Source organism: Reyranella sp., assembly GCF_036558665.1.
In the GTDB taxonomy this organism is placed as follows: domain Bacteria; phylum Pseudomonadota; class Alphaproteobacteria; order Reyranellales; family Reyranellaceae; genus Reyranella.
In genome coordinates this window covers 1-25,431 of sequence record NZ_DATBFE010000046.1, presented here as the reverse complement: position 1 = coordinate 25,431, position 25,431 = coordinate 1, and the positions used below count along the sequence as shown (strand labels likewise).

27 protein-coding genes and 1 tRNA gene are annotated in these 25,431 nt (G+C 65.1%); 6 read left to right on the top strand and 22 right to left on the bottom strand.

Annotated features, from left to right (window positions below):
- Position 1: 1 nt before the first annotated feature.
- The 8 genes from VH499_RS06790 to VH499_RS06755 are packed head-to-tail and all read right to left on the bottom strand — an operon-like array spanning position 2 to position 9,715.
- Positions 2 to 859 carry a hypothetical protein gene (locus VH499_RS06790; protein ID WP_332051942.1) on the bottom strand — a complete coding sequence of 286 codons (858 nt, stop codon included), beginning with the start codon at positions 857 to 859 and terminating at the stop codon, positions 2 to 4.
- Positions 860 to 869: 10 nt separating this feature from the next.
- Entirely contained in the window at positions 870 to 3,233 is a 2,364-nt protein-coding gene (locus VH499_RS06785; RefSeq protein WP_332051941.1) for a xanthine dehydrogenase family protein molybdopterin-binding subunit, read from the bottom strand.
- A 10-nt stretch (positions 3,234 to 3,243) separates the two neighbouring features.
- The gene (locus tag VH499_RS06780; protein WP_332051940.1) at positions 3,244 to 4,473 is read right to left on the bottom strand and encodes a VOC family protein; all 1,230 of its coding nucleotides are present in this window, start codon (positions 4,471 to 4,473) and stop codon (positions 3,244 to 3,246) included.
- Positions 4,474 to 4,482: 9 nt separating this feature from the next.
- A complete protein-coding gene (locus VH499_RS06775; RefSeq protein WP_332051939.1) occupies positions 4,483 to 5,262 on the bottom strand; it encodes an FCD domain-containing protein in 780 nt (259 codons plus the stop codon).
- A 7-nt stretch (positions 5,263 to 5,269) separates the two neighbouring features.
- Entirely contained in the window at positions 5,270 to 5,977 is a 708-nt protein-coding gene (locus VH499_RS06770) for an ABC transporter ATP-binding protein (RefSeq protein ID WP_332051938.1), read from the bottom strand.
- A complete protein-coding gene (locus tag VH499_RS06765) occupies positions 5,967 to 7,712 on the bottom strand; it encodes a branched-chain amino acid ABC transporter ATP-binding protein/permease (RefSeq protein ID WP_332051937.1) in 1,746 nt (581 codons plus the stop codon). Before VH499_RS06765 ends, VH499_RS06770 begins: the two co-directional genes overlap by 11 nt.
- Entirely contained in the window at positions 7,709 to 8,560 is an 852-nt protein-coding gene (locus VH499_RS06760; protein WP_332051936.1) for a branched-chain amino acid ABC transporter permease, read from the bottom strand. Before VH499_RS06760 ends, VH499_RS06765 begins: the two co-directional genes overlap by 4 nt.
- 6 nt (positions 8,561 to 8,566) lie before the next feature.
- Positions 8,567 to 9,715: an amino acid ABC transporter substrate-binding protein gene (locus tag VH499_RS06755; protein WP_332051935.1), complete on the bottom strand. Its 1,149-nt coding sequence runs from the start codon at positions 9,713 to 9,715 to the stop codon at positions 8,567 to 8,569.
- On the opposite strand from VH499_RS06755, the gene VH499_RS06750 reads away from it, so the two are divergent.
- The gene (locus VH499_RS06750) at positions 9,714 to 9,899 is read left to right on the top strand and encodes a hypothetical protein (protein ID WP_332051934.1); all 186 of its coding nucleotides are present in this window, start codon (positions 9,714 to 9,716) and stop codon (positions 9,897 to 9,899) included. The genes VH499_RS06755 and VH499_RS06750 overlap by 2 nt on opposite strands.
- A gap of 17 nt (positions 9,900 to 9,916) precedes the next feature.
- Here VH499_RS06750 and VH499_RS06745 read toward each other — a convergent pair whose 3' ends face one another.
- The 5 genes from VH499_RS06745 to VH499_RS06725 all read right to left on the bottom strand — a co-directional run bounded on the left by VH499_RS06745 (position 9,917) and on the right by VH499_RS06725 (position 14,510).
- Positions 9,917 to 10,624 (bottom strand): ABC transporter ATP-binding protein, encoded by a 708-nt coding sequence (locus VH499_RS06745; protein ID WP_332051933.1) that lies wholly within the window; start codon positions 10,622 to 10,624, stop codon positions 9,917 to 9,919.
- Positions 10,617 to 11,366, bottom strand: coding sequence for an ABC transporter ATP-binding protein (locus VH499_RS06740; protein ID WP_332051932.1), 750 nt, complete (start codon positions 11,364 to 11,366; stop codon positions 10,617 to 10,619). The genes VH499_RS06745 and VH499_RS06740 overlap by 8 nt, the downstream gene beginning before the upstream one ends.
- Positions 11,363 to 12,328 carry a branched-chain amino acid ABC transporter permease gene (locus tag VH499_RS06735; RefSeq protein WP_332051931.1) on the bottom strand — a complete coding sequence of 322 codons (966 nt, stop codon included), beginning with the start codon at positions 12,326 to 12,328 and terminating at the stop codon, positions 11,363 to 11,365. The genes VH499_RS06740 and VH499_RS06735 overlap by 4 nt, the downstream gene beginning before the upstream one ends.
- Positions 12,328 to 13,182, bottom strand: a complete 855-nt coding sequence (locus tag VH499_RS06730) for a branched-chain amino acid ABC transporter permease (RefSeq protein WP_332051930.1) — start codon at positions 13,180 to 13,182, stop codon at positions 12,328 to 12,330. The genes VH499_RS06735 and VH499_RS06730 overlap by 1 nt, the downstream gene beginning before the upstream one ends.
- A gap of 155 nt (positions 13,183 to 13,337) precedes the next feature.
- Positions 13,338 to 14,510, bottom strand: coding sequence for an ABC transporter substrate-binding protein (locus VH499_RS06725; RefSeq protein ID WP_332051929.1), 1,173 nt, complete (start codon positions 14,508 to 14,510; stop codon positions 13,338 to 13,340).
- 94 nt (positions 14,511 to 14,604) lie between these two features.
- On the opposite strand from VH499_RS06725, the gene VH499_RS06720 reads away from it, so the two are divergent.
- Together VH499_RS06720 and VH499_RS06715 are read left to right on the top strand one after the other, a co-directional pair.
- Positions 14,605 to 15,657, top strand: coding sequence for an alcohol dehydrogenase (locus VH499_RS06720; protein ID WP_332051928.1), 1,053 nt, complete (start codon positions 14,605 to 14,607; stop codon positions 15,655 to 15,657).
- A complete protein-coding gene (locus tag VH499_RS06715) occupies positions 15,654 to 16,613 on the top strand; it encodes a class I SAM-dependent methyltransferase (RefSeq protein ID WP_332051927.1) in 960 nt (319 codons plus the stop codon). The genes VH499_RS06720 and VH499_RS06715 overlap by 4 nt, the downstream gene beginning before the upstream one ends.
- Here the strand turns inward: VH499_RS06715 and VH499_RS06710 are convergent.
- Positions 16,588 to 17,334 carry a TlyA family RNA methyltransferase gene (locus VH499_RS06710; RefSeq protein ID WP_332051998.1) on the bottom strand — a complete coding sequence of 249 codons (747 nt, stop codon included), beginning with the start codon at positions 17,332 to 17,334 and terminating at the stop codon, positions 16,588 to 16,590. The two genes, VH499_RS06715 and VH499_RS06710, sit on opposite strands and share 26 nt — an antisense overlap.
- Positions 17,335 to 17,349: 15 nt before the next feature.
- The gene (locus VH499_RS06705) at positions 17,350 to 17,808 is read right to left on the bottom strand and encodes a VOC family protein (protein ID WP_332051926.1); all 459 of its coding nucleotides are present in this window, start codon (positions 17,806 to 17,808) and stop codon (positions 17,350 to 17,352) included.
- A gap of 44 nt (positions 17,809 to 17,852) precedes the next feature.
- Here VH499_RS06705 and VH499_RS06700 point away from each other — a divergent pair, with 44 nt between their 5' ends.
- Positions 17,853 to 18,596 carry an SDR family NAD(P)-dependent oxidoreductase gene (locus VH499_RS06700; RefSeq protein WP_332051925.1) on the top strand — a complete coding sequence of 248 codons (744 nt, stop codon included), beginning with the start codon at positions 17,853 to 17,855 and terminating at the stop codon, positions 18,594 to 18,596.
- A gap of 50 nt (positions 18,597 to 18,646) precedes the next feature.
- Complete coding sequence (locus VH499_RS06695; protein ID WP_332051924.1) at positions 18,647 to 19,306, top strand: peroxiredoxin; 660 nt, start codon at positions 18,647 to 18,649, stop codon at positions 19,304 to 19,306.
- 15 nt (positions 19,307 to 19,321) lie between these two features.
- Here VH499_RS06695 and dxs read toward each other — a convergent pair whose 3' ends face one another.
- The 3 genes from dxs to VH499_RS06680 are packed head-to-tail and all read right to left on the bottom strand — an operon-like array spanning position 19,322 to position 22,455.
- Entirely contained in the window at positions 19,322 to 21,235 is a 1,914-nt protein-coding gene (gene dxs / locus VH499_RS06690; protein ID WP_332051923.1) for a 1-deoxy-D-xylulose-5-phosphate synthase, read from the bottom strand.
- Between the two features lie 40 nt (positions 21,236 to 21,275).
- Positions 21,276 to 22,184 carry a farnesyl diphosphate synthase gene (locus VH499_RS06685; RefSeq protein WP_332051922.1) on the bottom strand — a complete coding sequence of 303 codons (909 nt, stop codon included), beginning with the start codon at positions 22,182 to 22,184 and terminating at the stop codon, positions 21,276 to 21,278.
- Positions 22,185 to 22,200: 16 nt separating this feature from the next.
- Positions 22,201 to 22,455, bottom strand: a complete 255-nt coding sequence (locus VH499_RS06680) for an exodeoxyribonuclease VII small subunit (RefSeq protein WP_332051921.1) — start codon at positions 22,453 to 22,455, stop codon at positions 22,201 to 22,203.
- 266 nt (positions 22,456 to 22,721) lie between these two features.
- On the opposite strand from VH499_RS06680, the gene VH499_RS06675 reads away from it, so the two are divergent.
- Positions 22,722 to 23,654 (top strand): IclR family transcriptional regulator, encoded by a 933-nt coding sequence (locus tag VH499_RS06675; RefSeq protein ID WP_332051920.1) that lies wholly within the window; start codon positions 22,722 to 22,724, stop codon positions 23,652 to 23,654.
- A gap of 136 nt (positions 23,655 to 23,790) precedes the next feature.
- On the opposite strand, the gene VH499_RS06670 is transcribed toward VH499_RS06675, so the two are convergent.
- From VH499_RS06670 to VH499_RS06660, 4 genes are all read right to left on the bottom strand, one after another.
- A complete protein-coding gene (locus VH499_RS06670; RefSeq protein ID WP_332051919.1) occupies positions 23,791 to 24,813 on the bottom strand; it encodes an NAD(P)/FAD-dependent oxidoreductase in 1,023 nt (340 codons plus the stop codon).
- Positions 24,814 to 24,880: 67 nt separating this feature from the next.
- Positions 24,881 to 24,957, bottom strand: a tRNA-Met gene (locus tag VH499_RS06665).
- 79 nt (positions 24,958 to 25,036) lie between these two features.
- Positions 25,037 to 25,291 (bottom strand): VOC family protein, encoded by a 255-nt coding sequence (locus VH499_RS26140; protein WP_414709754.1) that lies wholly within the window; start codon positions 25,289 to 25,291, stop codon positions 25,037 to 25,039.
- Positions 25,285 to 25,428 (bottom strand): aminomethyltransferase beta-barrel domain-containing protein, encoded by a 144-nt coding sequence (locus tag VH499_RS06660; RefSeq protein ID WP_414709756.1) that lies wholly within the window; start codon positions 25,426 to 25,428, stop codon positions 25,285 to 25,287. Before VH499_RS06660 ends, VH499_RS26140 begins: the two co-directional genes overlap by 7 nt.
- Positions 25,429 to 25,431: the final 3 nt, after the last annotated feature.

The window sequence follows — 25,431 nt, the reverse complement described above, 5'->3', positions numbered from 1 at the left end:
CCTAGTGAAGATCGAACCAGACATGAACGTTGCCGGTACCGGCGGCGTTCTCGTATTCGGCCAGCTGTATGCCCCTGGCCTTGCAGGCCTTGCCGCCCAGTGCTCCCATCATCTGCGCATAGTGCGCGCCATGGCCTTCGTACTTGGCGGCCTCCAGCTCGGGGAAGCGGTCGAGCACGATATCGTGCCTGCCCTCCTTCCAAAATCCCAGAACCTCGAGGTCGAGCGCCCGGTTCCCTGGATCCGAGACGTTGTCCGGATGCCAGATCCGTGGATGGGGCGGCACATGATCGAGATCGTAGAACTTGTGGCTCATCGCACCCGACGCCAGCAGAACGACGCGGGCGTCGGACCGGCGGATCGCCTCGGCCACCACCTCGCCCATCTGCAAGAAGTGGCGGAACTGTGCGGTCTGGCATGTCCCGACGCTCAGAACCTTCTCGCCGCGCCCCAGATAGTGGATCACGTTGATGGTCGGATACTGCAGCGGCAGCGTTTCGTCGGTCACGTTGCGTGCCTGCACCTTCCTCTCCTGCGCCACCTCTTCGACCAGGCGGCCGAGCCCGGGCGCACCGCGATAGTCGTAGGCAAAGCGCGACATCGAGAACGGCAGCTCTGACGAGGTGTAGTGGCCCTTGTAGTGCGCTGCACCGGCAACGAGATGCATGCCGGTCGTGATCCAGTGGGTATCAAACAGCACGAACGTGTCCGGTTTCACCGCATCGATCCGGTTTCGGACACGGTCGAAGCCCTCGATCAGGTCCGAGTCGCGGCCGTTGCCGCGCTGGACCCGGACCTCCCTGGGCTGCACGAGCCCCGGATGGTGCGAGACGATCGCGGCGCCGACGATCTGGCCCATGTTGGTCCCCCTAAGCGCCTTTCGCGTCCTCGATGGCCCGCCACACGTTCTGGGCCGTGGCGGGCATGGCGACATCCTTGACGCCGAGCGGTGCCAGTGCGTCGAGAACCGCGTTCATCACGGCCGGCAACGCGCCCACCGTTCCCGCCTCACCCGCGCCCTTGGCTCCGAGAGGATTGTACTTCGTCGGCACCGGATTGGACTTGATCTCCAGGCTGCACATCATATCGGCGCGCGGCATGGCGTAGTCGAGGAAGCTTGCGGTCAGAAGCTGGCCGCTCTCGCGGTCCCAGACGACCTGCTCGCTCAGGATCTGGCCCACGCCTTGGGCCACGCCGCCGTGGATCTGGCCCTTGAGTCCGATCGGGTTCATCACGGTACCGACATCGTCGACGACCGAGTAACGGTCGAGCTGCACCTCGCCGGTCTCGGGATCGATCTCGACCTCGCAAATGTGACAGCCGTTGGGATAGGTGTCCTTTTCGCCCTTGAAGGTTGCATTCTCATACAAGCCGCCTTCGAAGCCGGGCGGCCAGCGGGCCGGATTGAACGCGGCCATCGCCACCTGTTTAATCGACACGGACTTGTCCGTTCCGGCCACCTTGAAGACGCCATCGATGAACTCGATGTCCTGCTCTCCGGCCTCGAGCAGATGGCCGGCGAGCTTCCTGCCCTTGGCGATCACCTTGTTGGTGGCGAGGAAGAGCGCCGACCCGCCGAGCACCGTGGAGCGGGAGCCCATCGTGCCCATGCCGAAGGCGACCCGGTCGGTGTCGCCGTCGATATACTGCACGTCGGCCGGATCGATGCCGAGGCGCTCGTTCAGTATCTGCTTGAACATGGTCTCGTGGCCTTGCCCCTGGGCCTTGGTTCCCATCAGCAGAGCGACTGTGCCACCGGGATTGAAGCGGATCTCGGCATATTCCGGCTGGGCCGTTCCGGCCGCCTGCTCGATCGCGTTGACGATCCCGAGCCCGCGCAGCTTGCCGTGCTTCCTGGAGGCTTCGGCCCGCGCCTTGAAGCCGGCAACGTCGGCCAGCTCGAGGCCCATGTTCATGTTCTTCTCGAACTGGCCGCAATCGTAGAACGGGCCGACCGGGCTCTGATACGGCAAGTCGGACTCCGCCAGCATGTTCTTGCGCCGCAGCTCGACCCGATCGACGCCCAGCTCGCGCGCCGTATCGTCGATCAGCCTCTCGATCAGGTAGATCGCCTCGGGCCGTCCTGCGCCGCGATAGGGCGCGGTCGGGTTGGTGTTGCTGAGAACACCGACCACGTTGAGATAGGCAGTGGGAATCTTGTAGACGCCCAGCACGGTCACGATCATGCCGAAGGGCGAGAGCAGGTTGCGGTCGGAGCCGATGTAGGCGCCGATATTGGCGAGCATGTTGAGGCGCAGTGCCAGGAACCTGTTGTCCTTGTCGAGGGCAAGCTCGATCTCGCCGATATTGTCGCGGCCGTGCTCGTCGGCCATCACCGCCTCGCTGCGCTCGCACGACCACTTCACCGGTCGCAGGAGCTTGCGCGCCGCCCACAGCGTCAGGCGATGTTCGATATACTGCCAGCCCTTGCTGCCGAAGCCGCCGCCGACGTCGCCCGCGATCACCCGCATCTTGCTCTCGGGCACCTTGAAGACGCTGTTTGCCAGCATGCCGCGTACGCGATGGGGGTACTGCACGTCGGCATAGAGGGTCATGCGATCCTCGCCCGGATCGTAGGTGCCGAGCGTGCCGCGCGGCTCCATGAACTGGGCATGGACGCGCGTGATGACGTAGCGTCGCTTGATGACCCTGGCCGCCGACTTGAACGCCTCGTCCGTCGCCGCCTTGTTGCCGCGCTCGACATGGTTGGAAATGTTGTCGGGGCAGTCATCCCATACTGCCGGCGCGCCGGGCTTCACGGTATCCTCGGTCGAGGTCACCGACGGCAGGGGATCGTAGTCGACATTCACGAGCTCGGCGGCGTCCTTGGCCTCGGCCAGCGTCTCGGCAACGACCATCGCCACCGGATCGCCGACATAGCGCACGCGATCGACCACCAGAGGGGGCCGCTGCGGCGCGAACATCGGCTTTCCGTCGGGGCGCTTGCGCGGCATGTTGGCCTTGGGCATGCCGAGCCCGTCGGCAGCCACATCATGACCCGTATAGACGGCGACGACGCCCGGCGCGTGCCTCGCCTGCTCGACATCGATCGCTCGGATCTGCGCATGCGCGTGCGGCGAGCGCACGAAGACGGCGTAGGTCTGGCCCGGCAGGTTCACGTCGTTGATATAGCGCCCCTGCCCACGCAGCAGCCGTGGATCCTCGAAACGCAGGACGGGTTGACCGATACCGTATTTGCTCATGAGGTGCTTGCTCCCGACATCCAATGTCATTCAAAGATTTTCATCCCAGAGGGCCCATGAAGGGCGGCTCGGCGTACGTGTCCGACATCGGCTCCAGCGACTCGGGCCACCTTTTGCCGATGCGTCGCCGCTCTGCGACGGGACGCGGTTGGCCATCCCAGCCCACACGCTCCATGTAGTAGTAGAGCAGGAGCGCATGCCCGGCCGGATCGAGGAGATGTGCCGCATAGTCGATCCCTGGATAGAGCTCGGGCGGAACCGACTCGGTGAAGCGCGCTCCCTTCTTCTTCAGGAAGCCAACGGCGTCGCAAAGCTGCCGGTAGCTCCCGACCTGTAGCCCCATCGAGGCGACCGATGTGGTCGGGGTGAGACCCAGTTCGCCGCGCAGCGCCTTGGGCAGCAGAGAGAGGCTGTGATGCTCGCTCCCGTTGCGCAGGTAGACGCAGCGATGACCCTTGTACATGACCACCTCGGTCCGCACGAAGCCCATCGTCCGCGTATAGAAAGCCTGCGAAACCTCGACATCGGTGACGAACAGACTCATCGGGCCGATATTGACGATCTTGAACGGCCGCGGCAGACGCACGCCAGCAACCGCGTACTCTTCGCCCGACTGGTCGTCGATGGTGTTCCCGGCATTGATGTCGATGCCCTTGGCCACGGCCTGCCGCACCTCCTGCGCCTCGGACATCTGCGGCAGCTCCGGTCGCTCCCGAAAAGCGCGATAGTACATCGTCTGCGGTTTGCTGCGCCCATCCCAGCCGATCTGCTCCATGCCATAGTAGAGCTCGACCGTATGCCCGTCAGGATCTCGGATGTAGGTGTGCCAGTTGCTGCCCGGCATGTCGCGGCCGACGCGCCGGATCTCGATCTGTCTGTCGCGAAAGTAGTCGGCGGCGGCGAATACCTCTTCCATCGAGCCGACCTGCCAGGTGATCTGGTTCACCGTGATGTCCTTCGATACCGCATCGTCGCCGAAGATGGCGCCCAGCGACTTGTGCGCCAGAAGAAAAGCGTGGTGGTCGGAATTGTGGCTCATGAAAACGATCCGCGGATCCTCCAGGCGCCGGGCCAACTCCTCTCTCCCTGGCACCTTCGAGAGGTCGCGCGTGTCGGTGATGCGAAAGCCCAGCAGCCTGGAATAGAAATCGATGCCGCTCTGCAGATCGGGAATGTTGAAACCGAAATGGCCAAGCCGTCTGATCTTGAAGGGCTGCGGATACCGCACGCCGCCCACGTCGTAGCTTGCCGCCTTCTGCAGCGTGTCCATGATCGCCTCCTATCCCTTGTTTCGGCGCGAGGACCGCACCACCTGGCCGCTCGGTCCGCCCATCGTCAGGCCGGGCACCTCGGAAACTGCCTGCTCAACGGTCGTACGGATGTGCTTCTCGATCAGCCGGCAGGCAAGATCGGCGTCTCGTGCGAGGACCGCATCGCGCAGCTCAAGATGCTCGTTCGTTCGCCGCGACCGCGCATGGATCATCGTCAGCCAGTGGTAGCGCCGCGCCTGGTCGAACAGCTCGCTGCGGAAGTGCAGCGACCATGGAGACGTGCATGTCGCCACCAGCGCATCATGGAACCGCTTGTGCCGCCTGCCCCACTCGCGCTTGAGGTTGACCGGATCGTCGGGGGTCGGCTTCCCGAGCTTCGACAGCAGGAAGTACGAGCTCACGATCTCGGCCTCCCAGGCGTCCGTGCCATGATGGATCGCATCGGCCAGCGTCCGGGTCTCAAGGTGGACCCGTAGCTCCGACAGATCGAGGAAATCGCCCAGCGAGACCGGCGCCACCGAGAACCCTCGGCCGGCCTCGGTACGCGCCAGCCCTTCGGAGACCAGATGGGAAAGCGCCTCCCGAAGCGTTCCAACCGACGTCTGGTAGCGCTGCCTCAGCTCGCCGAAGCGCAGGCGTTGGTCCGGCTTCAGCGAACAACACAGGATGTCTTCCCGCATCTGCCGCAACACGTCGAAGGTGGCGGCGTCCTCACGCAGCACGTCCTGCGGCGCCGTCGTCGCCATGCGCGCAGCGGGGCCGAGAGGCATCTTCAGGATCTTCGCCATTGGTGCGTCAGACTCCCAGATAGGCTTCGCGAATGTGGGGTTGCCGCAGAAGCTCCGCAGGCAGCCCCTGCGTCACGACCCGCCCCTGTTCGAGAACGTAGGCGCGGTCGGCGATGCCAAGCGCCTTCGGAACATTCTGCTCCACCAGCAGCACCGCCGCTCCCTCGCTGCGAATCCGGCCGATGATGTCGAACATGGCATCGACAATAGCGGGAGCCAGCCCCAGCGACGGCTCGTCGAACAGGACGATCCGCGGCCGGGCCATGAGGGCGCGGCCGATCGCGACCATTTGCTGCTGGCCGCCGGACAGCTCAGCCGCCGGCTGGCGGCGCTTCTCACGCAGGACGGGAAAGAGCTCGTAGACCCGCTCCAGCGATTGCGCGCGCACCGCTCGCGCGGCGGCCAAATAGCACCCGAGTTCGAGATTCTCCTCGACCGACATCTTCGCGAACAGTCGGCGGCCCTCCGGCACAAGGGCAATGCCATGGCTGCAGTATTCGTGCGCCCGAATCCCGATCATGTCACATCCGTCGAGGCGTAACCTGCCGCGGCGGCATCGCAGCAGTCCGGCGATGGCATTGACCAGGGTGGTCTTGCCGGCGCCGTTGGGGCCGATCACGGAAACGATCTCGCCCGCGCCGACGTCGAGCGAAACATCCCATACGGCCGAAGCGTCGCCATAGTCGACATGGAGGTTGCGGGCCTCAAGCAGCATAGGCCTTACCCAGATAGATGCTGACGACGCGCGGATCACGCATCACCTCGCGCGGTGCTCCCAGCGCAAACAGCCTGCCCTCGTTCAGCACGGCGACCCGATCCGACAACTCGACCACGGCGCGCATCAGATGCTCGACGAAAACGATGGTAGCGCCCTGCGCGCGGATGGCGCGCACTAGGCGGATGGCGTTCGCGACCTCTGCCGGATTGAGCCCCGACAGGACCTCGTCGAGCAGCAGCAGTTTCGGCTTGGCCGCGAGTGCACGCGCCAGCTCGAGGAACTTGCGTTCGTGGAGGTTGAGTCCGGCCGGCAGCACATCCTCCTTGCCGGCCAGTCCGGTAAAGGCCAGCCAGTGCAGCGCCTCGTCATGGATTTCCCTCGACCCGCGGGGCGGGCCGCCGAAGCTTGCGGCAGCCACCACGTTCTCGAGCGCGGACATGTTCGTGAACGGCCGCGGGATCTGATAGGTCCGCGCCACGCCGCGGCGTGCGATCTGGTACGCCGGCAACGTGCCAAGCTGAAGACCGTCGACCGCGATGGTGCCGCTGCTGAGCGGATAGTGGCCGGAAATGACGTTGATCAGCGTCGTCTTGCCCGATCCATTGGGCCCGACGAGCCCCACGATCTCACCCTCCTTCACGTCGAGGTCGACGCCGGCAAGCGCCAGCAAACCGCCGAAGCGCTTGGTCACCCCCCGTGCCTCGAGGACATGCCGGTCGCCGATCGGTCGCGCCGGAACAACCACAGGCGCCACTTCCACACTTGCCGGCGCCGTCGTGCTCGACCACCGCTTCAGCCGCTTCCGAAGTTCAGGAACGACGCCATCGGGAAGCCACAGAATGGCGATGATCAGAACGACGCCCACGATGGCGCGGCCCATGATCGCCTCGCTACCGCCGCTGAAAGAGTAGAGAAGGCTCGTTATGACGACGGCACCGATCGCCGGACCGAACCAGCTGCGCGAGCCGCCAAGCACGCTCATCAGGACGACATAGAGCGGAACGGTAAGGTCGAAGGTGCCGCTCACGGTGATGAATCCGACGAACATCGCATGAACCCCGCCGACAATGCCGGCGATGGCGGCCGATAGCGCGAAGGCGGCAAGTTTGAAGCGAAAGGTCGGAACTCCCTTCGCCTCGGCCACGTCCTCGTCGTCATGGATGGCGAACAAGCCCATGCCGAGCCGCGAGTGGCCGACCTTCCAGGCGGTGGCGAGTGTCGCCACGCAGATCGCCAGGCCGAGCACGTAGAGCGTGCCGGTCGGCGTCGGCATCAAGGACGGCAGCGGTACAGCGCTCATGAAGATGCCCCCGCCGCCATCGATGGGCGTGTTCAGGATGATCGTGGCAATGACGAAGGTGACCGCCAGCGTCAGCAGCGCGAACAGCTCGCCGCGCAGGCGCCGCAGCCGAAAGACGATGGCACCGATGCCGATCGCCAGCAGTGCCGGAATGATCATCGCGGCGGGGAGTGTCAGCAGAAACGGGACGTCGAACTTCGCCGCCATCACCGCGGTGGTGTAGAGTCCGACCCCGAAGAACGCGGCATGGCCGAGGCTGAAATATCCGGCGAATCCGCTGAGCAGCGCCCAGCTCGTGGCAAGGGATACCCAGAAGAACACGAGATAGAGGAAGGAATCGTAGAAGGCGGGCAGGCCGGCGCCGGGCAGAAGCGCGAAAGCCCCGATGGCGAGGGGCGCGACCAGCTTCGGCAGATCACGGCCGACGTTCATATCCACTCCGGATCCCAGAGCAGGACCACGATCAGCATCGAGAACGAGACCACCGGCGCCCACGCCGGACTGAAGATCGCCATCGCCACCGACTGGCTTGCACCGATCAGCAGTCCCGCCAGCAGTGCCCCCAGGGGATTGCCGAGCCGGCCGATGATCACCACCGCGAACACCACGCCAAGCCAGGTCCAGATCTCGGACGGTGCGAGGGTCGCGATCAGGGCGATGAAGGTACCTGCAATGCCCGCATAGCCTGCGCCGATGCCCGACAGGAGATAGGCGAGCTTCCTGTGATTGACGCCGTAGGCCGCGGCGATTTCGGCGTCCTCGGCGCTGGCCCGAAGCGCCTTGCCGACATACGTCTTCGTCAACCACACCCATGTTCCCCAGGCCAGCGCGCCGGCCACGAGGCAGAGCATCAGCTCGAGCACCGGAATAAAGAACGGGCCGGCCTTGATCGAGCGCGTGGCGTAGGCCGTTTCGTAGCGGCGGAAGTCGGCCGTCCAGTAGAGCTGGATGCCGGCTTCCAGGATGACGGCGAAGCTGAAGGTGACCAGCAGCGACGCGAGTTCGTTCACCCTGAACTTGTCGAACAGCCAGTGCTGCGCCGCGCCGATGCAGAACATCGCGGGCACTACCAGAGCCGCCGACCACCACGGCGCCACGTGCCATGTGGTGCCCAGTTCGTAAACCGCGTAGGCCGAAAGGAACGCCAGTGCGAAGTGGCTGAGATTGACCAGCCTGAGCAACCCCCAGCTCAGGCTGAGGCCCATGGCCAGCAGGCCGTACATGCCGCCCGCCAGGACGCCCGATATCAACGCTTGGCCGAGAAGCGTGACGCTCGGCATCGAAGCTTACGAAGCGATCAACTTGATGCCGGGCGCCGCGAATTCCTTCGGCCAGACGACCTTCCATTCCTTGTTCTGTACCTGCTTGATGAGCTGGGCAGCGTCACCGTGGTTGTAGGGGCCGTCGAAGCGCAGCCGGCCGAACACCGTGTCGACCTTGTGCGCCTTGAGCCATGCCGCGATCTTCGCGTCCTCGAGGCTGCCCGCAGCGTTGACCGCCGTCTCCAGCATCTGCCATTCCGAGATCATGCCGCAGGCCTGCGCGTCGATCGTCGTATAGGGCAGGTTGATCTTGGCCGCCCTTTCCTTGAACTCGGCCGCGAAGCGCTTCATGCCCGGCCTCGACATGAACGGCTCATCGGGCTCGAGGAAAGTCGAGCAGAGTGCGCGGTCGCCATCGGGCGACAACGCCAGCGGGCCGGGTGCCGGATAGAGATGGAAGTGGTTCTTGGGCGCATAGTCGAGCTTGCGCAGGGCCTCGAGCAGGAGATTGCTCTCGAGGCCGAGCGATCCGACCCAGAGGAAGTCCGGGTTGGCTTCCTTCAAGCGCGCGGCGATGGCGCCAAAGTCGTGATTGCCGGACTCGTATTCGAGATAGAGCAGTACCTTGACGCCGCGGCCCTCGGCTTCCTTCTGCATGCCCTTGGCCATGAACTGGGCCGATGGAAACTTGCTGGTCAGCACCACCATCGTCCTGGGCGGCGTCGGAATGCTCGCCATCGCGTCGAGAATGACGTTGGGATAGGTCTTGTCCGGCTCCGAGCCGAACGGCGTCGCGGGAAAGGCGCGATCGTAGGTCTGCAGCTTGGGAATACCCATACTGCTCTGGATCATGACCTTGCCGTAGCGCTGTGCCACGCCCATCGCCGCGAGGATCGGCGCCGTCGCGTAGGGCCCCTGGATTAGGTCGACCTTGTCGACGGTGATGAGCTTCTCGTAGAGACTGCGCGCCATCTCCGGCTTGGACTGATCGTCGAGCAGCACGTACTCGACGGGACGGCCCAGCAGGCCGTTCCGGCCATTGATCTCTTCGACCATCATCTCCGCCGCAATCTTGTGGATTGCGGCCGTCTGGGCGAGGAAGCCGGTGAGCGACAGTGTGCCGCCCACCCGCACGGGCTTGCCGGTCGGTGCCGCGCGCAAAAGCGACGGCATGGCGAGCGATACGGCTCCCGCTGCCATTCCCGCCAATACACGACGACGACGCCAACGTCCCACCCGCTCGATCATCGATTCCTCCGGCGGCGCATCTGCTGTTGTCGTCGGCGCCATTGCCGGAATGTTGGGACAATGGCAGCAGGCTGTAAACGTTTTTGACCCTTTCTTTCGGAAGTTTTGAAACTTTCGAAAGAGTGGTTACCGCCCGGTTACACCGAGAAAGCGCTCGAGCGGTGCACTATCGGTCAGCAAGGACTCGCTCCTGTCCTGATGCACGATGCGGCCGCGCTCGAGGATCAGCGCCCGCTGGGTGATCGGCAGGACCTTGCGCGCATGCTGTTCGACGATGATGGCCGCGAGCCCCTGATCATGGAAAAGCCGGGCGAGCGCCGCCAGCAATTCCTCCACGATGATGGGAGCCAGTCCTTCCGTCGGCTCGTCGAGCAACAACAGCTTGGGATTGGTGGCGAGCGCCCGGCCGATGGCGAGCATCTGCTGCTCGCCCCCCGACAGCGCACCGCCGGAAACGGCGCGGCGCTCCTGGAGGCGCGGAAAGAGATCGAAGATGCGATCCAACGGCCAGGGACCGGGCCGCGCGACAGCCGTCAGATTTTCCTCGACGGTGAGTGAGCGAAAGATATTGCGCTCCTGCGGCACCCAGCCGACACCGAGCGCGGCCCGTTGCTCGGGGGCCAAGCCTGCCATCTCCTTGCCGGCGAAGGCGAGCGAACCGGCAAAGCGCTTCGTTACACCGACGATGCTGTCGATCAGCGTCGTCTTGCCGACACCGTTGCGTCCGAGCACGGCGACTGCCTCGCCTTCGCCGAGTCGAAAGGCGACATCGGAGAGCACGACGGCCCGGCCATAGCCTGCGCAAAGCCCGGCGACCGCGAGCAAGTCACTCATGGTGGCTCTCGCCGAGATAGACCGCGCGGACGCGTGGATCGGCGGCGATCGCGGCCGGCTCGCCTTCGACCAGAAGGCCGCCATCAACCAACACCGAGATGCGCCTGGCGAAGCTGAAAACCAGATCCATATCGTGCTCGATCAGCAGTACCGACACGTCGGCCGGCAGAGCGGCGATGGCTTGGAGGATGTCACGCCGCTCCGCTTCCGGTACGCCGGCCGCGGGCTCGTCGAGCAACAGCACTTGTGGGTTGCAGGCAAAGGCGACGGCGATCTCGAGCAGACGCTGCCTGCCATACGGCAAGGTGTCGGTCCGGTGATCGAGCACGTCGGCCAGCCCGAACCGCTGGGCGACGGCCTCGATTTCCCCGACGACTGAACGGCCGCCGACGGCACGTGCCCAGACGCTCCCCTGCCCCAGCCGCTCCCCGGCGGCCAGCGCCAGTGTCTCGAGCGGCGTCAGATCGCCGAACAGTTGATTGATCTGGAACGTGCGCACCAGGCCGCGCCGAACGCGCTCTTCGGGCGCGAGTCTAGTGACGTCACAGCCGGCCAGCAGCACCTGACCTGCGGTCGGCGCCAGCACGCCGGTCAGCAGATTGACGAAGGTCGTCTTGCCCGCGCCGTTCGGCCCGATGAGCGCATGGCGCGCGCCACGCTCGAGGACAAAGGAGACGTCGCGCGTGGCGATCAGACCACCGAAGCGCCTGGCAAGGCCGCGCGTTTCCAGCGCCGGCGTCATCGCATTGCTCGCGCCCACAAGCCGCGAAGCCCGCCCAGCATGCGCTCGCGCCCGAACATCACGAACGCCACCAGGAACAATCCGATCCAGAACTGCCAGTATTCCGGCGTCAGCGCCGAGAGGCCATCCTGCAGAGCCTGAAAAAGGATGGCGCCGACGATGCCGCCGTAGAGCCATCCTGCGCCGCCGATGATCAGGACCAGCAGCACATCGGCCGATCGCCCGAAGTCGAAGAATTCCAGCGAGACGAAGGCGGTCGTCTGAGCAAGCAGCGCACCCGCCGCCCCGGCGAGTGCCGACGCCAGCGTATATGCCGCGATGAGCCGACGGTGGACGGGAACGCCGAGCGCGGCCGCGCGCAGGCGATTGCGGCGGATTGCCATCAGCGAGAGGCCAAATGGCGAATGGACGGCGGCGCGCGAGACCAGCGTCAGCGCGAATAAAACGGTCAGGCTGTACGCATAGGCGGTACGGCCGTAGAGATCGAACGGAAAAAGCCCGAGCAACGGCCCTATCACGACGCCCTGCAGGCCGTCCGCGCCACCGGTCAGATCGCGCAGTGAATTGGCAAGTTCGTGGAGAACGGAAGCAACACCGAGAGTCACCATGAGACGCGTGAGGTCGCTGCCCCGCAGCACCAGGAAGCTGGTAGCAAATCCCAGCGCCGCCGCGGCGAGCATGGCGAGCGCCAGGCCCGCCAGCGGCTCGCCGGTCACGGTCTTGGCGAACAGGCCGGCGACATAGGCACCGAGCCCGAAGAAGGCGGCGTGCCCGAGCGACACGATGCCCGCATAGCCCAGGATCAGGTCAAGAGAGAGCGCGAACAGCGAGAGGATGGCGATCTGGTTCAGGATCAGGTGCTGGCCCGCCGGCACGAACACCGCAGCGAAGGCGAGCAGCCAGAATGCGACCTCCAACCCCCGCCAGCGCGCCCGCCGTGCAAGGCTTGCCGCCGCGGCCATCAACGCGGCCGGCCGAACAGGCCATGTGGACGCAGGACCAGCACGGCGATCATCACCAGGTAGATGATGAAAGCACCGATCGCCGGCACGTAATACTTGCCGGCCACGTCGGCGATGCCCAGCAGCAGCGAGGCGACGAACGGCCCCGCGACTCCTGACGTACCGCCCACGGCGACAACAATCAGAAAGTAGATCATGAAACGCAGCGGGAAATTGGGATCGAGCCCCAGTATCTCCGTACCCAGCGCTCCACCCAGGCCGGCAAGGCCTGACCCGGCCGCGAAGGTGACGGCAAAGACGGTACCGACTGGAATGCCGAGGCCACGCGCCACACGAGCGTCGTCGACGGCCGCCCTCAGCCGGCTGCCGAAGCGTGTATGCGTGAGCGCGAGCTGCAGGCCGATCGCCAGCGCGCCGCACAGCACGATGATGAAGGCGCGATAGATTCCGACATTGACGCCCAGCAGCTCGACCCGGCCCAGCAGCCAGGCGGGCAGCCTGATGTTCTGCTGGCTCGATCCCAGGGCCCAGGTCGTCCCGGATACAGCCATGAAGACCAGGCCGATCGAGAACAGCACCTGGTCGAGATGGCTGCGGTCGTACATGTGCCGATAGAGCGCGCGCTCCAGGACGACGCCCAGTATCGCCGCGACGACGAATGCCGCCGGCAGACAGGCGAGGAACGGCACACCGGCACGATCCATCAAGAGGACGGTGGTATAACCGCCGGCCATCGCGAAGGCGCCGTGGGCAAGATTGACAAAGTTCATCAGGCCCAACGTCACCGCGAGCCCGCAGGCCAGCACAAACAGCAGCATGCCGTAGGCGACGCCATCGAACAGGATCGTGGTCATGGCTGGTACGAACCTGACTTCACGAGGCCGAACTCGCAAGTCGTCGCGACAGAATGCCTGTCATCGCCAAGGCCGACGGATTCTTCCGGCACCAGGACAGATCCGCACCGCGCCCGGGATGACACGACGCCCTTCGTGCGCCGACGCCTTTCCTGCTACTTCTTTTTCGCGGCCTTCACCGGGTCCTTCACGTTGGGGATGGTCTCGAACTCGACGTTGTAGAGTTCGCCGTCGACCTTCGCGACCTTGCGGATGTAGATGTTCTGCACGATGTCTCGCGTCTCGGGGTCGATCGAGATCGGGCCGCGCGGGCTTTCCCAGGCCATGCCCTTGATCGCCGCCATCAGCTTGTCGCCGTCGGTGGCGCCGTCAGTCTTCTTCAGCGCTTCGTAGATCAGATGCATGCCGTCATAGCCGCCGACCGCCATGAAGTTTGGCCGCAGGCCATTGTTCGCCTTCCTGAAGGCGGCGACGAAGGCCTTGTTGACGGCACTGTCGTGGTTGGCGGAGTAGTTGTGCGCATTGATGACGCCGACCATCACGTCGCCCATGCCGTTCAATTGGTCGTCGTCGGTGACATCGCCGGTCGCGATCAGCTTGATGCCGGACTTGTCGAGGCCGCGCTCGACGAACTGCTTCACGAACTGCGCGCCGGTACCCGAGGGCACGAACACGAACAGGGCGTCGGGTTTGGCGTCCGCGACTTTCTGCAGCACCGGCGAGAAGTCGGGGCTGCGCATGGGCACGCGCAGGTTTTCGACGATCGTGCCGCCGTCGGCCTTGAACGTCTCGCTGAACGACTTCTCGGCGTCGATGCCGGGGCCGTAGTCGCTGACCAGCGTCACGACCTTCTTGATGCCGTTCTTGAACGCCCACTGCGCCATCGGTACCGAGGATTGAGCCAACGTGAAGCTGGTGCGCGCCACATACGGCGACGCCTCGGTGATGGAGGACGTGCCGGCCGCCATCACGATCTCCGGCACTTTCGCCTGAGTGGCTATCGGTGCGGTTGCCAGCGCCGACGGCGTAATGCCGAAGCCGGCCAGGAAGGCGACCTTGTCGTTGACGACCAGTTCCTGCGCGAGCCGCTTGGTGACATCAGGCACGCTGGTATCATCCTTGAGAATCACTTCGACCTTCTTGCCGGCAACTGTCGTGCCGTGCTGCGCCTGGTAGAGCTTCACGGCGGCATCGATCTGCTTGCCGGTCGAGGCCTGCTGACCGGTCATCGGAAGGATCAGGCCGATCTTCGCCGTGTCCTGAGCGACCGCGGCGCAGGGGACCAGAGCCAGTGCGGCAAAAGCCGCAATGACGTCACGTCTCACCATTTGTTTTCCCTCCCAACAATCTGTTGGCGAACTACTAGCACAAATGACCTCCGGATGCTCTATGCTCCACCTGCCAGAGTAAGGGAGCTGCCGCATGAAGAGCTACAAGGTCGTCGAGTTCGGCAAGCCGCTGCAACGCGTCGAAGAGCCGACTCCCGTGCCCAAGGGGACGGAAGTCCTGGTGCGCATTACCGCTGCCGGCGTCTGCCACAGCGATGTCCATCTCTGGGAAGGCTTCTTCGACATGGGCGGCGGAAACAAGTACTCGACCGCCAAGACGATGAATCCGCCGCGCATCATGGGACACGAGATCGTGGGCGTCGTCGAGGCGGTGGGACCCGACGCGAAAGGCGCGAAAGTCGGCGACAAGGCCGTGGTCTATCCCTGGATCGGCTGCGGCAAGTGCTGGTACTGCCAGAACGGCACCGAGAATCTCTGCCCCACCCCGCGCGCCCTCGGCGTCAACGATGACGGTGGTTATGCCGATCATGTGCTCGTGCCGCATGCCAAGTATCTCTATCCCTACGGCAAGCTGCCGGAGGAACTTGCCTGCCTCTATGCCTGCTCTGGCATCACTGCCTTCGGCGCCGTAAAGAAAGCGGCGGGCCATGACGCTGGTCGACCGGTTCTGGTGATCGGCGCGGGCGGCGTTGGACTGATGGGTGTGCGATTCGCCAAGGCGGTGCTGGGTCGCGAACCAATCGTTGCCGACATCGATGAGAAGAAGCGCAAGCTTGCGCTGAACAACGGCGCCTGCGCGGCGATCGATCCGCGCGACAAGGAGGCGCGCAAGCAGGTCATGGAGCTCACTGGCGGCACTGGCGTGGGTGCAGCCATCGACTTCGTGGGCGCCGAGTCGAGCGCGCAGTTCGGCTGGCGCGCGCTGGGCCGCGGCGGGAGGCTGATCGTCGTCGGCCTGTTCGGCGGCACGTTCAGCATGCCGATGCCGATGTTTGCCTTCACCGGCAATCAGATCATGGGATCGGTCACCGGCACGCCGGCGGAGATGAAGGAGATGATGGACCTCGTCACCGCGGGCAGGGCCGAGCCGGTACCGATCATCAGGCGCAAGCTCGACGAGGCGGACGCCACGCTTCAGGAACTGCGCAAGGGCCTGATCATGGGGCGCGCAGTCCTGGTGCCGTGAGCCAGGCCGGTCGCGCCCTCGCCCACACTTTCCAGTCAGGAACGCTCGTCCGCAAGCGCGCGTTCTTCTTGCGCGCCGAACCCTTGTCCCTGGGCGAGATCGACGCCGAGCAGTCGTTCCGGCCCGACTATTTGCGGCTGGAGCGGGCGGCGCCACGCATCGAGCAAGGATCTTACGAACAAGGCCTCGTGCTCCTGACCAAGCACAAGGAAGAGAACTTCGCCAACATCGCGCGGGGTTGGGCGCTGCTCGCTGAAGGCGGCACACTGATCCTGGCCGGCGCCAACGAGGATGGCGCGGCGAGCGTCGAAAAGCAGGCTGGCAAGCTGTTCGGTCTCGCCGGAACGCTGTCGAAATTCCACAGCCGCGTGTTCTGGCTCGTGAAGACGGAGCGAGCGCCGCCGGCCTACTGGCGCGGTCTCACGAGCCTGCAGCCGGTGGGGGACGGGAGCTGGCTCAGCCAACCCGGAATCTTCAGCTGGGACCACATCGACGATGGCTCGGCGTTGCTGGCCCGGTGCGTGCCGGAGGTGTCGGGCCGGATCGCCGATTTCGGCTGCGGTTGGGGCTATCTGGCACGGTGCGTCCTCGATTGCTCGCCCGGCTTGCGACACATCGATCTGATCGACGCCGAACATCGCGCGCTGGAAGCCGCGCGCGCCAATGTCAACGACTCGCGAGCCTTCTTCCATTGGCTCGATCTCACGAGCGAGAAGACGCCCGCCGTCTACGATGCCATCCTCTGCAATCCGCCCTTCCACACCGGCCATGCTTCGACGCCGGCGATCGGCCAGAAGGTGATCGAGGCCGCGTCGCGCGCCCTCAGGCCCGATGGCCGCTTCTATATGGTCGCCAACCGTGGCCTACCCTATGAACCCGTACTCAAGGCGCACTTCACTTCGTTCGAGACGCTGGCCGACAACAACAAGTTCAGGGTGACGTGTGCGATCCGCTGAAATGACCGGCGATGAGGAACTCCCTGTTGCCTTCCGCGCCGGTGATGGGACTCTCGGTCAATCCGAGCACGCGCCAGCCGGGCTGCACGCCTAACCAGCGGCCGATCGTATCGCACACTTCGCGATGCAGCTCAGGTTCACGCACGATGCCTCCCTTGCCGACGCGGCCCTTGCCGACCTCGAACTGTGGCTTGATCAGCGCGACGAGATGCGCTCCTCGAGCGGCCAGTGCGAGCGCCGCCGGCAAAGCGGTGCGAAGCCCGATGAAGGAGGCGTCGCATACGATCAGATCGACCGGTTGCGAAACCCGCGCTGCCGTTACATCACGGATGTTCGTTCTTTCCATCGACACCACGCGCGGATCACGGCGCAGCTTCCAGGCGAGCTGGTTGGTGCCGACATCGACGGCAAAGACCTTGGCAGCCCCGCGCTGCAGCAGGCAATCGGTGAAACCGCCGGTCGAGGCACCGACATCGAGCGCGACACGGCCGGCGACCGGGATGGCAAAGTGATCCAGCGCCTTCTCGAGCTTCAGCCCACCGCGCGAGACATAGGGATGCGGTTGGCCGCGTACCTCCAGCGGCGCGTCGCTGTCGATGCCATGGCCCGCCTTGTCGAGCCGCCTGTCGTTGGAGAAGACCAGACCCGCCAGCACGAGGCGTTGCGCCGCCGCCCGCGTCTCGGCGAGGCCGCGCTCGACCAGCGCCACGTCGAGTCGCATCTTCGCCACCACGGGCTACACCTCGGGCGGCGGCGCACGATATTCGTCCGACATTTCGCTCATGAGGCCGACGGCAAGGCCGTCGGGATCCTCGATGACGGCATATCGTGCACCCCAGAAGGCATCGTAAGGCGCCATCAGGCTAAGATATCCCGCGGCCGTCATCTCGGCATGGAGGCGATCGACCTCCCTCCGCGTCTGAACGGCGAAGCCGACCACGACTCTGCCCTTGAGATGGGCATGGTCCCGCCAGCCCGTGTTCCAGATGCGAGCCAGGGCCGCGCTGTCGATCTCGAAGCGGGACGCCTCTGAAGTCTTCGGCACCTTTGCATTGACGTGATGGATGCCCGATCCGGTACGCCATACCTGGTCATCGGGGATCGACACGCCAAGCCGACGATAGAATGCGAGCGACGCCTCCGGGTCAGAGCTGACGATGTTCACCTGATTGAACACAGGCCGTATGTCGGGCATGTCCGCCTCCTCGATCGCAATCTAACAGAAGAGAGCCTTCCGCCATGAACACCAAACTCCTCGACGGCGAGCGCGCGCTGGTCACCGGTTGCGCCGGCGGCATCGGCCGTGGCGTCGCAAGAGCACTGAAGGCCGAAGGCGCCACTGTCGTGGGCAGCGATATCGTCGCGTCGCCGGCGCAGGACGGCATCGACTTTCTCGCCGCCGACCTTGCCAAGGCTGACGGTTGGCGCGGGCTGCTCGACGGCGCCCTGCGGCGGCTGGGCTCGATTTCGCTGTTCGTCCATGCCGCCAGTCCGCGGCGCCAGGAGATCGACACCCCTCTGACGGTGAGCGAGGAAACGTGGGACGCCATGACCGCGATCAACTTGCGCTCGGGTTTCTTCCTTGCACGCGAGATCGGCAGGCACATGCGCGAACGCGCGATCAAGGGACGCATCCTGCTGGTGACCTCCCTGCACAGCGGCGTGCCGCGCAACCTGCCCCATTACAGCGCCTCGAAGGCTGGAATGACCATGGCGATGAAGGAACTGGCGCGCGTACTGGCTCCGGACGGCATCCGCGTGAATGCCATCGCGCCGGGTGCGGTTCCCGGCGGCGGTTTTGTCGCCGACGACCTCAACGAGCTGGTCGCGCAAATCCCCCTCGGTCGAGCGGGGACTCCCGATGACATCGCGCAAGTCGCGGTCGCGATCTTGTCAGAAAGATTTGGTCGTTATGTCGTGGGCACGACGGTAGAAGTCGATGGCGGATTGGGCCTCGCAAGCTGGATTCCTGCCCGGGCTTGACCGCGGAACGCTAACGCGTTGAGTTAGTCTATCCACCACAGGGGGTTCACATGACGTTGCGCATCAATTCCACCGCGCCCGATTTCAAGGCCGAGACGACCCAAGGTCCGATCGAGTTCCACAAATGGATCGGCGACGGCTGGGCGATCCTGTTCTCCCATCCGAAGGACTTCACGCCCGTCTGCACGACCGAACTCGGCTACATGGCAGGTCTCAAGCCCGAGTTCGACAAACGCAACACCAAGATCCTCGGCCTGTCGGTCGATCCGGTCGCCAACCATTCGAAGTGGGCGAAGGACATCGAGGAGACGCAAGGCCACGCCGTCACCTACCCGATGATCGGCGATCCCGAACTCAAGGTCGCCACGGCCTATGACATGCTCCCGGAAGGCGCCGGTACCACTTCCGAAGGCCGCACGGCCGCCGACAATGCGACGGTTCGCTCGGTATTCGTCATCGGGCCGGACAAGAAGATCAAGGCGATGCTCACCTATCCGATGAATACGGGCCGCAACTTCGACGAGGTGCTGCGCGTCCTCGATTCGGTGCAGCTCACCGCCAAGCACATGGTCGCGACGCCGGTGAACTGGAAGAACGGGGGCGACGTGATCATCCCGCCGGCCGTGTCGGATGCCGAGGCCAAGACCAAGTATCCCAACGGCTGGAAGACACTGAAGCCTTACCTGCGGATCGTGCCGCAGCCCAAGTAGCGCTGCGTCCGGAATTCAGCCGCGTGCGCGCTCGGCCTGCCGGCCGAGCGCGGCGAGGGCCGTCGCCACGATGTGCGGTGCGTCGAGACCGGCCCACTCATACTGGCGCTTGGGCGCTGCGTGATCAATGAAGCGGTCAGGCAGGATCATCGGCCGGATCCTGAGGCCATGATCGAGCAGGCCCGTGGTGGCCAGATATTGCAGGACGTGGCTGGCAAAGCCGCCGACGGAACCCTCTTCCACCGTTATCAGGACTTCGTGCTCGCGCGCCAGGCGGGCTATCAGCTCGGTGTCGAGCGGCTTGGCGAAGCGTGCATCGGCCACCGTCGTGCTGAGACCCTTGGCGGCAAGGTCCTCCGCCGCCGTCAGGCATTCGGCCAGCCGCGTGCCGAGACTCAGAATCGCGATCTTGCTGCCTTCACGCAACACGCGGCCCTTGCCGATCTCGAGCGGTGTGCCCCTGGTGGGAAGCTCGATCCCCACGCCCTCGCCACGTGGATAGCGGAACGCCGACGGACGGTCGTCGATCTTCGCCGCCGTCGCCACCATGTGCATGAGCTCGAGCTCGTCGGCCGCCGCCATGACGACGAAACCCGGCAGGCAGGCAAGGTAGGCGATATCGAAACTGCCGGCGTGTGTCGCGCCGTCGGCACCGACGAGGCCGGCGCGGTCGATGGCGAAGCGCACGGGCAACTTCTGGATCGCCACATCGTGCACCACCTGATCGTAGGCGCGTTGCAGGAAGGTCGAGTAGATCGCCGCAAACGGCCTGAAGCCTTCGCACGCGAGCCCGGCCGAGAATGTCACGCCATGCTGCTCGGCGATGCCCACGTCGAAGCACCGATCGGGGAAGCGTTCGGCGAACTTGTCGAGGCTGGTGCCCGAGGGCATGGCGGCGGTGACGGCAACGATCTTGTCATCTGCCTCGGCTTCGGCGATCAGCGCCTTTGCGAAAACGGCCTGATAGGCCGGCGCATTGGCCACCGGCTTGGCTTGCTTGCCGGTGATGACATCGAACTTCACCACGCCATGGTACTTGTCGGCGCTGTTCTCGGCCGGCGGATAGCCCTTGCCCTTCTGCGTCACGACGTGGACGAGGATGGGTTTGTCGAGATCGCTGTCGCGGGCGTTCTTCAGGATCGGCAGGAGATGGTCGAGATTGTGCCCGTCGACCGGGCCGACATAGTAGAAGCCAAGCTCATCGAACAGCGTGCCCCCGGCGACGAAGCCGCGCGCGAACTCCTCGGCGCGCTTTGCCGCCTTCTCGAGCGGCCGTGGCAGCGTGCCCGCGAAGGAGCGGCCGATATTGCGCAGCGTGACATAGGGTCGGCCCGACAGGAGTCGCGACAGATGGCCGGACATCGCGCCCACCGGCGGGGCGATCGACATGTCATTGTCGTTCAGAACCACGATCAGCCGGCTGCGCAGAGCGCCGGCATTGTTCATGGCCTCGTACGCCATGCCCGCGCTCATGGCGCCGTCGCCGATCACGGCAACGACGCGATTGTCGCGGCCGGCAAGGTCGCGGCCGACCGCCATGCCGAGGCCGGCCGAGATCGAGGTCGACGAGTGCGCTGCGCCGAACGGGTCGTATTCGCTCTCGCTGCGGCGTGTGAAGCCCGACAGGCCGCCCTCCTGGCGCAGCGTGCGAATGCGATGACGTCTGCCGGTGACGATTTTGTGCGGATAGGCCTGGTGGCCGACGTCCCAGATCAGCCGGTCGCGCGGCGTGTCGAAGATGTAGTGCAGCGCCACGGTCAGCTCGACGACGCCCAGCCCTGCGCCGAGATGACCGCCCGTGACCGACACGGCGGAGATCGTCTCCTGACGCAGTTCGTCGGCGAACTGGCGCAGCTGGTCCGGCCGCAACCGGCGGATGTCGGCCGGAATGTCGACGGTATCGAGAAGCGGCGTGGTGCTTTGGGTCATGAAACTTGGGTGCCCTTACTCACTATAGCTGTGCCCTGGTTCAGGTGCGCCGCGAAACGACGAAATTCGCCGCCTGCTTCAACAAATGAGCGGCGGGGCCGAAGGGTTCAAGATGCGCCGCGGCCTGGTTTGCGAGCAACGACGCCTGGGCGCGAGCCCGTTCCAGGCCCAGGATCGAGACGAACGTGGCCTTGCCGGCAGCCTGATCCTTGCCCGGAGTCTTGCCAAGCTCCTCTGCGCTTCCCTCGACATCAAGCAGGTCGTCGACGATCTGGAAGGCGAGGCCGAGATCATGCGCATAGGCAGACAACGCAAGCCGCAACGGCTCCGCTGCCTTGCCGAGGATCGCGCCGGCCGTGCAGGAGAACGAAATCAGCGCACCCGTCTTGAGCCGTTGCAGGCGTGTGATGGCGCCGATGGACGTATCCCGTCCCTGCGTCTCGGCCAGGAGATCGAGCATCTGCCCGCCAACCATGCCGTGGGCGCCGGCAGCCTTCGCAAGTTCCGCCACCAGCGCGGTGCGCACAGCGGGGTCGCCATGCGTATCTTCGTGGGCGAGCACTTCGAAGGCGAGCGCCTGCAAGGCATCGCCCGCCAGGATGGCCGTCGCCTCGTCGAATTGCTTGTGACAGGAAGGCTTGCCGCGCCGCAAATCGTCGTCATCCATGGCCGGAAGGTCGTCATGGATCAGCGAATAGGCGTGCACGAACTCGATCGCGCTCGCGGTCCGCATGGCGGCCAGCGCGCCGACCTTGAACAGGGTGGCGCTGGCCAGCACGAAGAACGCCCGCAGGCGCTTGCCGCCGCCCAGACTTGAATAGCGCATCGCCTCGAAGACGCGCGCCTCGCCGGTTTCCCCCTTGGGAAGCAGGCGCCCCATGGTGCGCTCGACTGACTCGGCGGCAAACATCAGGGCGGCGTCAAAGTCGCGGTACGACGACAGCGGCATGGCAGGCGCGGTCGTATCAGCCCAGCTCGGCAGGCTGGCTGCTGACCGATCCGTCGGCGGCAAAGACGATCCTCTCCACCTTCATCTTCGCCTCGGCCAGCTTCTGCTCGCAGTGGCGCTTCAGCAGCGCACCACGCTCATAGGCCGAAATAGCCTCGTCCAGCTTCACCTGCCCGCGCTCGAGCTGCTGGACGATGCCTTCCAGCTCCTTGAGCGCATCCTCGAAGGACAGCGCGGCGATATCCTTGGGCAGGGTCGATTCCTTGGCCAATTCCGTTCTCTCAGAGTGGGGAGACGCATGCTAGCCGCCGGGAGCGGTCCGGGCCAGCCGAACGGCGCAGAATGTGCCCGAATAAGCGGGAAAAGAGTACCTGCGGGAGGTTCGACAACCTCTGCGGCTGAAACCCGCATTTGCAGCATGGCGGCTTTGCATGTTCGCATGTCAAAATGCCGCCAGCGGCGTTGCAGCAAGCATGAGCGGGTGGCAGCTTGCACGGCAGAAAATAAACGGCCATTCACCACAGGAGAAGAACGCACATGGGCAATGTCAGCCACCTCGTCACGCGAACCGCGGCCCTCCAGAGCTCGCTCGAGAACGGACTCGGCGAAGGCCTTCCGTCGAAGGACCGCCAGTTCGTCACCGCGCTGGCACGTGGCCTAGACATCCTGCGCGCCTTCCATGCCGGCGAAGGCATGCTGGGAAACCAGGAGATCGCCCATCGCACGGGTCTGCCGAAACCGACCGTGGCGCGCCTCACCCATACGCTGACCGAGCTTGGCTACCTCAACTACATTCGTCGCTTCCGCAAGTACGAACTCGGCGCCTCGGTCCTGGCCTTGGGTTATGCCGCGATCTCGAGCATGGATGTGCGCCGCGCCTCGCGCGGCCCACTGGAGCAGCTTGCGCACTCGCTCAACGCCTCGACCGCGCTCGGCGGCCGCGACCGTCATTCGATGATCTATCTCGAAGCCTGCCGTGGACCCTCGGTGGTCGCCATCACCCACGACGTCGGCACGCGCGTTCCGATGGCCTCCACGGCCATGGGTCGCGCCTACCTCTTCTCGCTTCCCGATATCGACCGCAACAAGCACATCGATGCCATTCGGCGCCGCTGGCGTGACGACTGGACCAAGGTAAAGACCGGCATGGAGCGCTCGTTCAAGGAGCTTGCCGAGCGCGGCTTCTGCGTCACCTGGGGCGAATGGCTGCCGGAGCTGTGCGGCGTCGGTGCGCCATTGCGCAATACCGACGGCACTGCCGCCTATGCCATCAATGCGTCGGCGCCGATCTACCAGATCAGCCGGGATCGGCTCGAAGCCGATTGGGGTCCGCGTCTCGTGAAGGTCGCCCGCGACATTCGCACGGCCATGGCCGCGCAGCCCGCCGGAACGCAGCCGATGTCCGCTACGCCGGTGCGGCCGGTGATCGGCGGTCAGCGTCCGCCGATGGCCGCGATGGCACGGCGCTGATATCGATCAGTCGCCGGACATGACAATCCAGCGGCCGGCCGATGCATGGCCGGTCGCGCTTTGCAGCTTCCGCAGCTTCAAGGATTGGTCGGCCGCCAGCTCGGAGTGTGCGCCGGCCGGAGAGTGACAGTCGCCGCTAAACCGTCGGCACGCCCGATGTCGTCGAGTACTCGAAGTGTAACGGCTGCTCGGGATGGATCAGTGCATAGGCCGAGCGCGCCGCAATGGCCGATTCGGCGAAGCCGGTCAGAATGAGCTTCAGTTTTCCCGGATAGGTGACGACGTCGCCGATGGCGAAGATGCCGGACTTGCTTGTGGCCGCCGTGGCCGGATCGACCGCGATCTGGTTGCGCTCCAGAGCCACCCCCCAGTCGGCGATCGGCCCGAGCGACATCGACAATCCGAAGAACGGCAGCAACACGTCCGCCGGAATCTTTTTCTCGATGCCATCGAGCGTGGCCACGGTGACTGCCGTAAGCCGGCCGTCGGCACCGTCGAGGCTGTGAAGCTGATAAGGAACGACGAGGTCGATCTTGCCCGCCTTGCCGAGCGCCTTGAGCTTGGCTGCACTTTCCGGCGCGGCACGGAACTTGTCGCGGCGATGGATCACCGACACCCGACCCGCGATCTCGGCGAGCGACAGCGCCCAATCGACGGCGGTGTCGCCTCCGCCCGCGATGACGACGCGCTTGCCGCGAAAGGTCTCGCGCTGTGTCACATAGTAGAAGACGCTCTTGCCTTCGAAGGCCTTGATGCCATCGAGCGGCGGCCGGTTGGGGCCGAAAGCACCCACGCCGGCTGCCACGATCACCGCCTTGGCCTGCAATACCGTGCCCTTGGAGGTCGTGAGCCGCCAGAAGCCGCCGGTCGCCGCCTCCAAGGCCTGGACCTGCTGGCCCAGATGATAGACCGGGTGGAACTGCGCGGCCTGGGCCCGCAACCGCACGATCAACTCGGCGGCCTCGACGCGGGGAAAGGCGGGGATATCGTAGATCGGCTTCTCGGGATAGAGCGCCGTGCACTGTCCGCCGACATCGTCGAGCACGTCGACGACATGGCACTTGAGCCGGACCATGCCGCACTCGAACACCGCGAACAGGCCGACCGGCCCTGCGCCCACGATGACGACGTCGGTCTGATGCGTATGCCGGTTGGCCATGGTCCTAAATAGACCGGCTGGGTCGCTGCGCAAAGGAAAGGCCCCGGCCGTGAAGTCGACCGGGGCCTGGTAGCTGGGGGCGGACTTGAACCGCCGACCCCGGCATTATGAGTGCCGTGCTCTAACCAGCTGAGCTACCCAGCCACAGGGTGCGGGCTATTAAGGGCTGCGGCGGCGGGCTGTCAAGAAAGGCTCCGAAGCCAATTTCTCGCGCATCGTACGCTCACCCCAAAGACGCGCCAGATAGCCGTCGGGATCGGCGAGCTCCGCGTTCTTTTGCGGCGCGTGAGAAAAAGCGACGCCCTGTTTCGTCCATTGAGCGAACGTCGCATCGACATCGTCGACCTGGAACCACAGCGCGATGCCGTTGGATGATGCCTGCGGCGAACTCGACCTTGAGGCCCAGCGTAGCCACGTACCAGGATCGCGAGCGGTCGAGGTCGCTCACGGGCCGGTTGAGGTGGTCGAACTTCAGCATGCGAAGCGCTGGATGAAGCCGCCGCCGAGAACACGGCTGCCGGAAGCACCGTCGTAGATCACGCAGGCCTGGCCAGGCGACACGCCGATCTCGGGTTCGGCAAAGCGGACGGCGAGCGTCTCTCGTTCGCGGGACACCTC

Excerpts from the sequence above, each read along its gene's own strand:
- VH499_RS06750 (WP_332051934.1), top strand. The coding sequence starts at position 9,714 with ATGGCGAGCGATACGGCTCCCGCTGCCATTCCCGCCAATACACGACGA.
- VH499_RS06705 (WP_332051926.1), bottom strand. The coding sequence starts at position 17,808 with ATGCCCGACATACGGCCTGTGTTCAATCAGGTGAACATCGTCAGCTCT.
- dxs (WP_332051923.1), bottom strand. The coding sequence starts at position 21,235 with ATGACCCAAAGCACCACGCCGCTTCTCGATACCGTCGACATTCCGGCC.
- VH499_RS06780 (WP_332051940.1), bottom strand. The coding sequence starts at position 4,473 with ATGGACACGCTGCAGAAGGCGGCAAGCTACGACGTGGGCGGCGTGCGG.
- VH499_RS06745 (WP_332051933.1), bottom strand. The coding sequence starts at position 10,624 with ATGAGTGACTTGCTCGCGGTCGCCGGGCTTTGCGCAGGCTATGGCCGG.
- VH499_RS06700 (WP_332051925.1), top strand. The coding sequence starts at position 17,853 with ATGAACACCAAACTCCTCGACGGCGAGCGCGCGCTGGTCACCGGTTGC.
- VH499_RS06675 (WP_332051920.1), top strand. The coding sequence starts at position 22,722 with ATGGGCAATGTCAGCCACCTCGTCACGCGAACCGCGGCCCTCCAGAGC.
- VH499_RS06755 (WP_332051935.1), bottom strand. The coding sequence starts at position 9,715 with ATGCCGTCGCTTTTGCGCGCGGCACCGACCGGCAAGCCCGTGCGGGTG.
- VH499_RS06760 (WP_332051936.1), bottom strand. The coding sequence starts at position 8,560 with ATGCCGAGCGTCACGCTTCTCGGCCAAGCGTTGATATCGGGCGTCCTG.
- VH499_RS06735 (WP_332051931.1), bottom strand. The coding sequence starts at position 12,328 with ATGGCCGCGGCGGCAAGCCTTGCACGGCGGGCGCGCTGGCGGGGGTTG.
- VH499_RS06740 (WP_332051932.1), bottom strand. The coding sequence starts at position 11,366 with ATGACGCCGGCGCTGGAAACGCGCGGCCTTGCCAGGCGCTTCGGTGGT.
- VH499_RS06790 (WP_332051942.1), bottom strand. The coding sequence starts at position 859 with ATGGGCCAGATCGTCGGCGCCGCGATCGTCTCGCACCATCCGGGGCTC.
- VH499_RS06720 (WP_332051928.1), top strand. The coding sequence starts at position 14,605 with ATGAAGAGCTACAAGGTCGTCGAGTTCGGCAAGCCGCTGCAACGCGTC.
- VH499_RS26140 (WP_414709754.1), bottom strand. The coding sequence starts at position 25,291 with ATGCTGAAGTTCGACCACCTCAACCGGCCCGTGAGCGACCTCGACCGC.
- VH499_RS06710 (WP_332051998.1), bottom strand. The coding sequence starts at position 17,334 with ATGCGACTCGACGTGGCGCTGGTCGAGCGCGGCCTCGCCGAGACGCGG.
- VH499_RS06785 (WP_332051941.1), bottom strand. The coding sequence starts at position 3,233 with ATGACATTGGATGTCGGGAGCAAGCACCTCATGAGCAAATACGGTATC.
- VH499_RS06770 (WP_332051938.1), bottom strand. The coding sequence starts at position 5,977 with ATGCTGCTTGAGGCCCGCAACCTCCATGTCGACTATGGCGACGCTTCG.
- VH499_RS06725 (WP_332051929.1), bottom strand. The coding sequence starts at position 14,510 with ATGGTGAGACGTGACGTCATTGCGGCTTTTGCCGCACTGGCTCTGGTC.
- VH499_RS06670 (WP_332051919.1), bottom strand. The coding sequence starts at position 24,813 with ATGGCCAACCGGCATACGCATCAGACCGACGTCGTCATCGTGGGCGCA.
- VH499_RS06730 (WP_332051930.1), bottom strand. The coding sequence starts at position 13,182 with ATGACCACGATCCTGTTCGATGGCGTCGCCTACGGCATGCTGCTGTTT.
- VH499_RS06775 (WP_332051939.1), bottom strand. The coding sequence starts at position 5,262 with ATGGCGAAGATCCTGAAGATGCCTCTCGGCCCCGCTGCGCGCATGGCG.
- VH499_RS06685 (WP_332051922.1), bottom strand. The coding sequence starts at position 22,184 with ATGCCGCTGTCGTCGTACCGCGACTTTGACGCCGCCCTGATGTTTGCC.
- VH499_RS06695 (WP_332051924.1), top strand. The coding sequence starts at position 18,647 with ATGACGTTGCGCATCAATTCCACCGCGCCCGATTTCAAGGCCGAGACG.
- VH499_RS06765 (WP_332051937.1), bottom strand. The coding sequence starts at position 7,712 with ATGAACGTCGGCCGTGATCTGCCGAAGCTGGTCGCGCCCCTCGCCATC.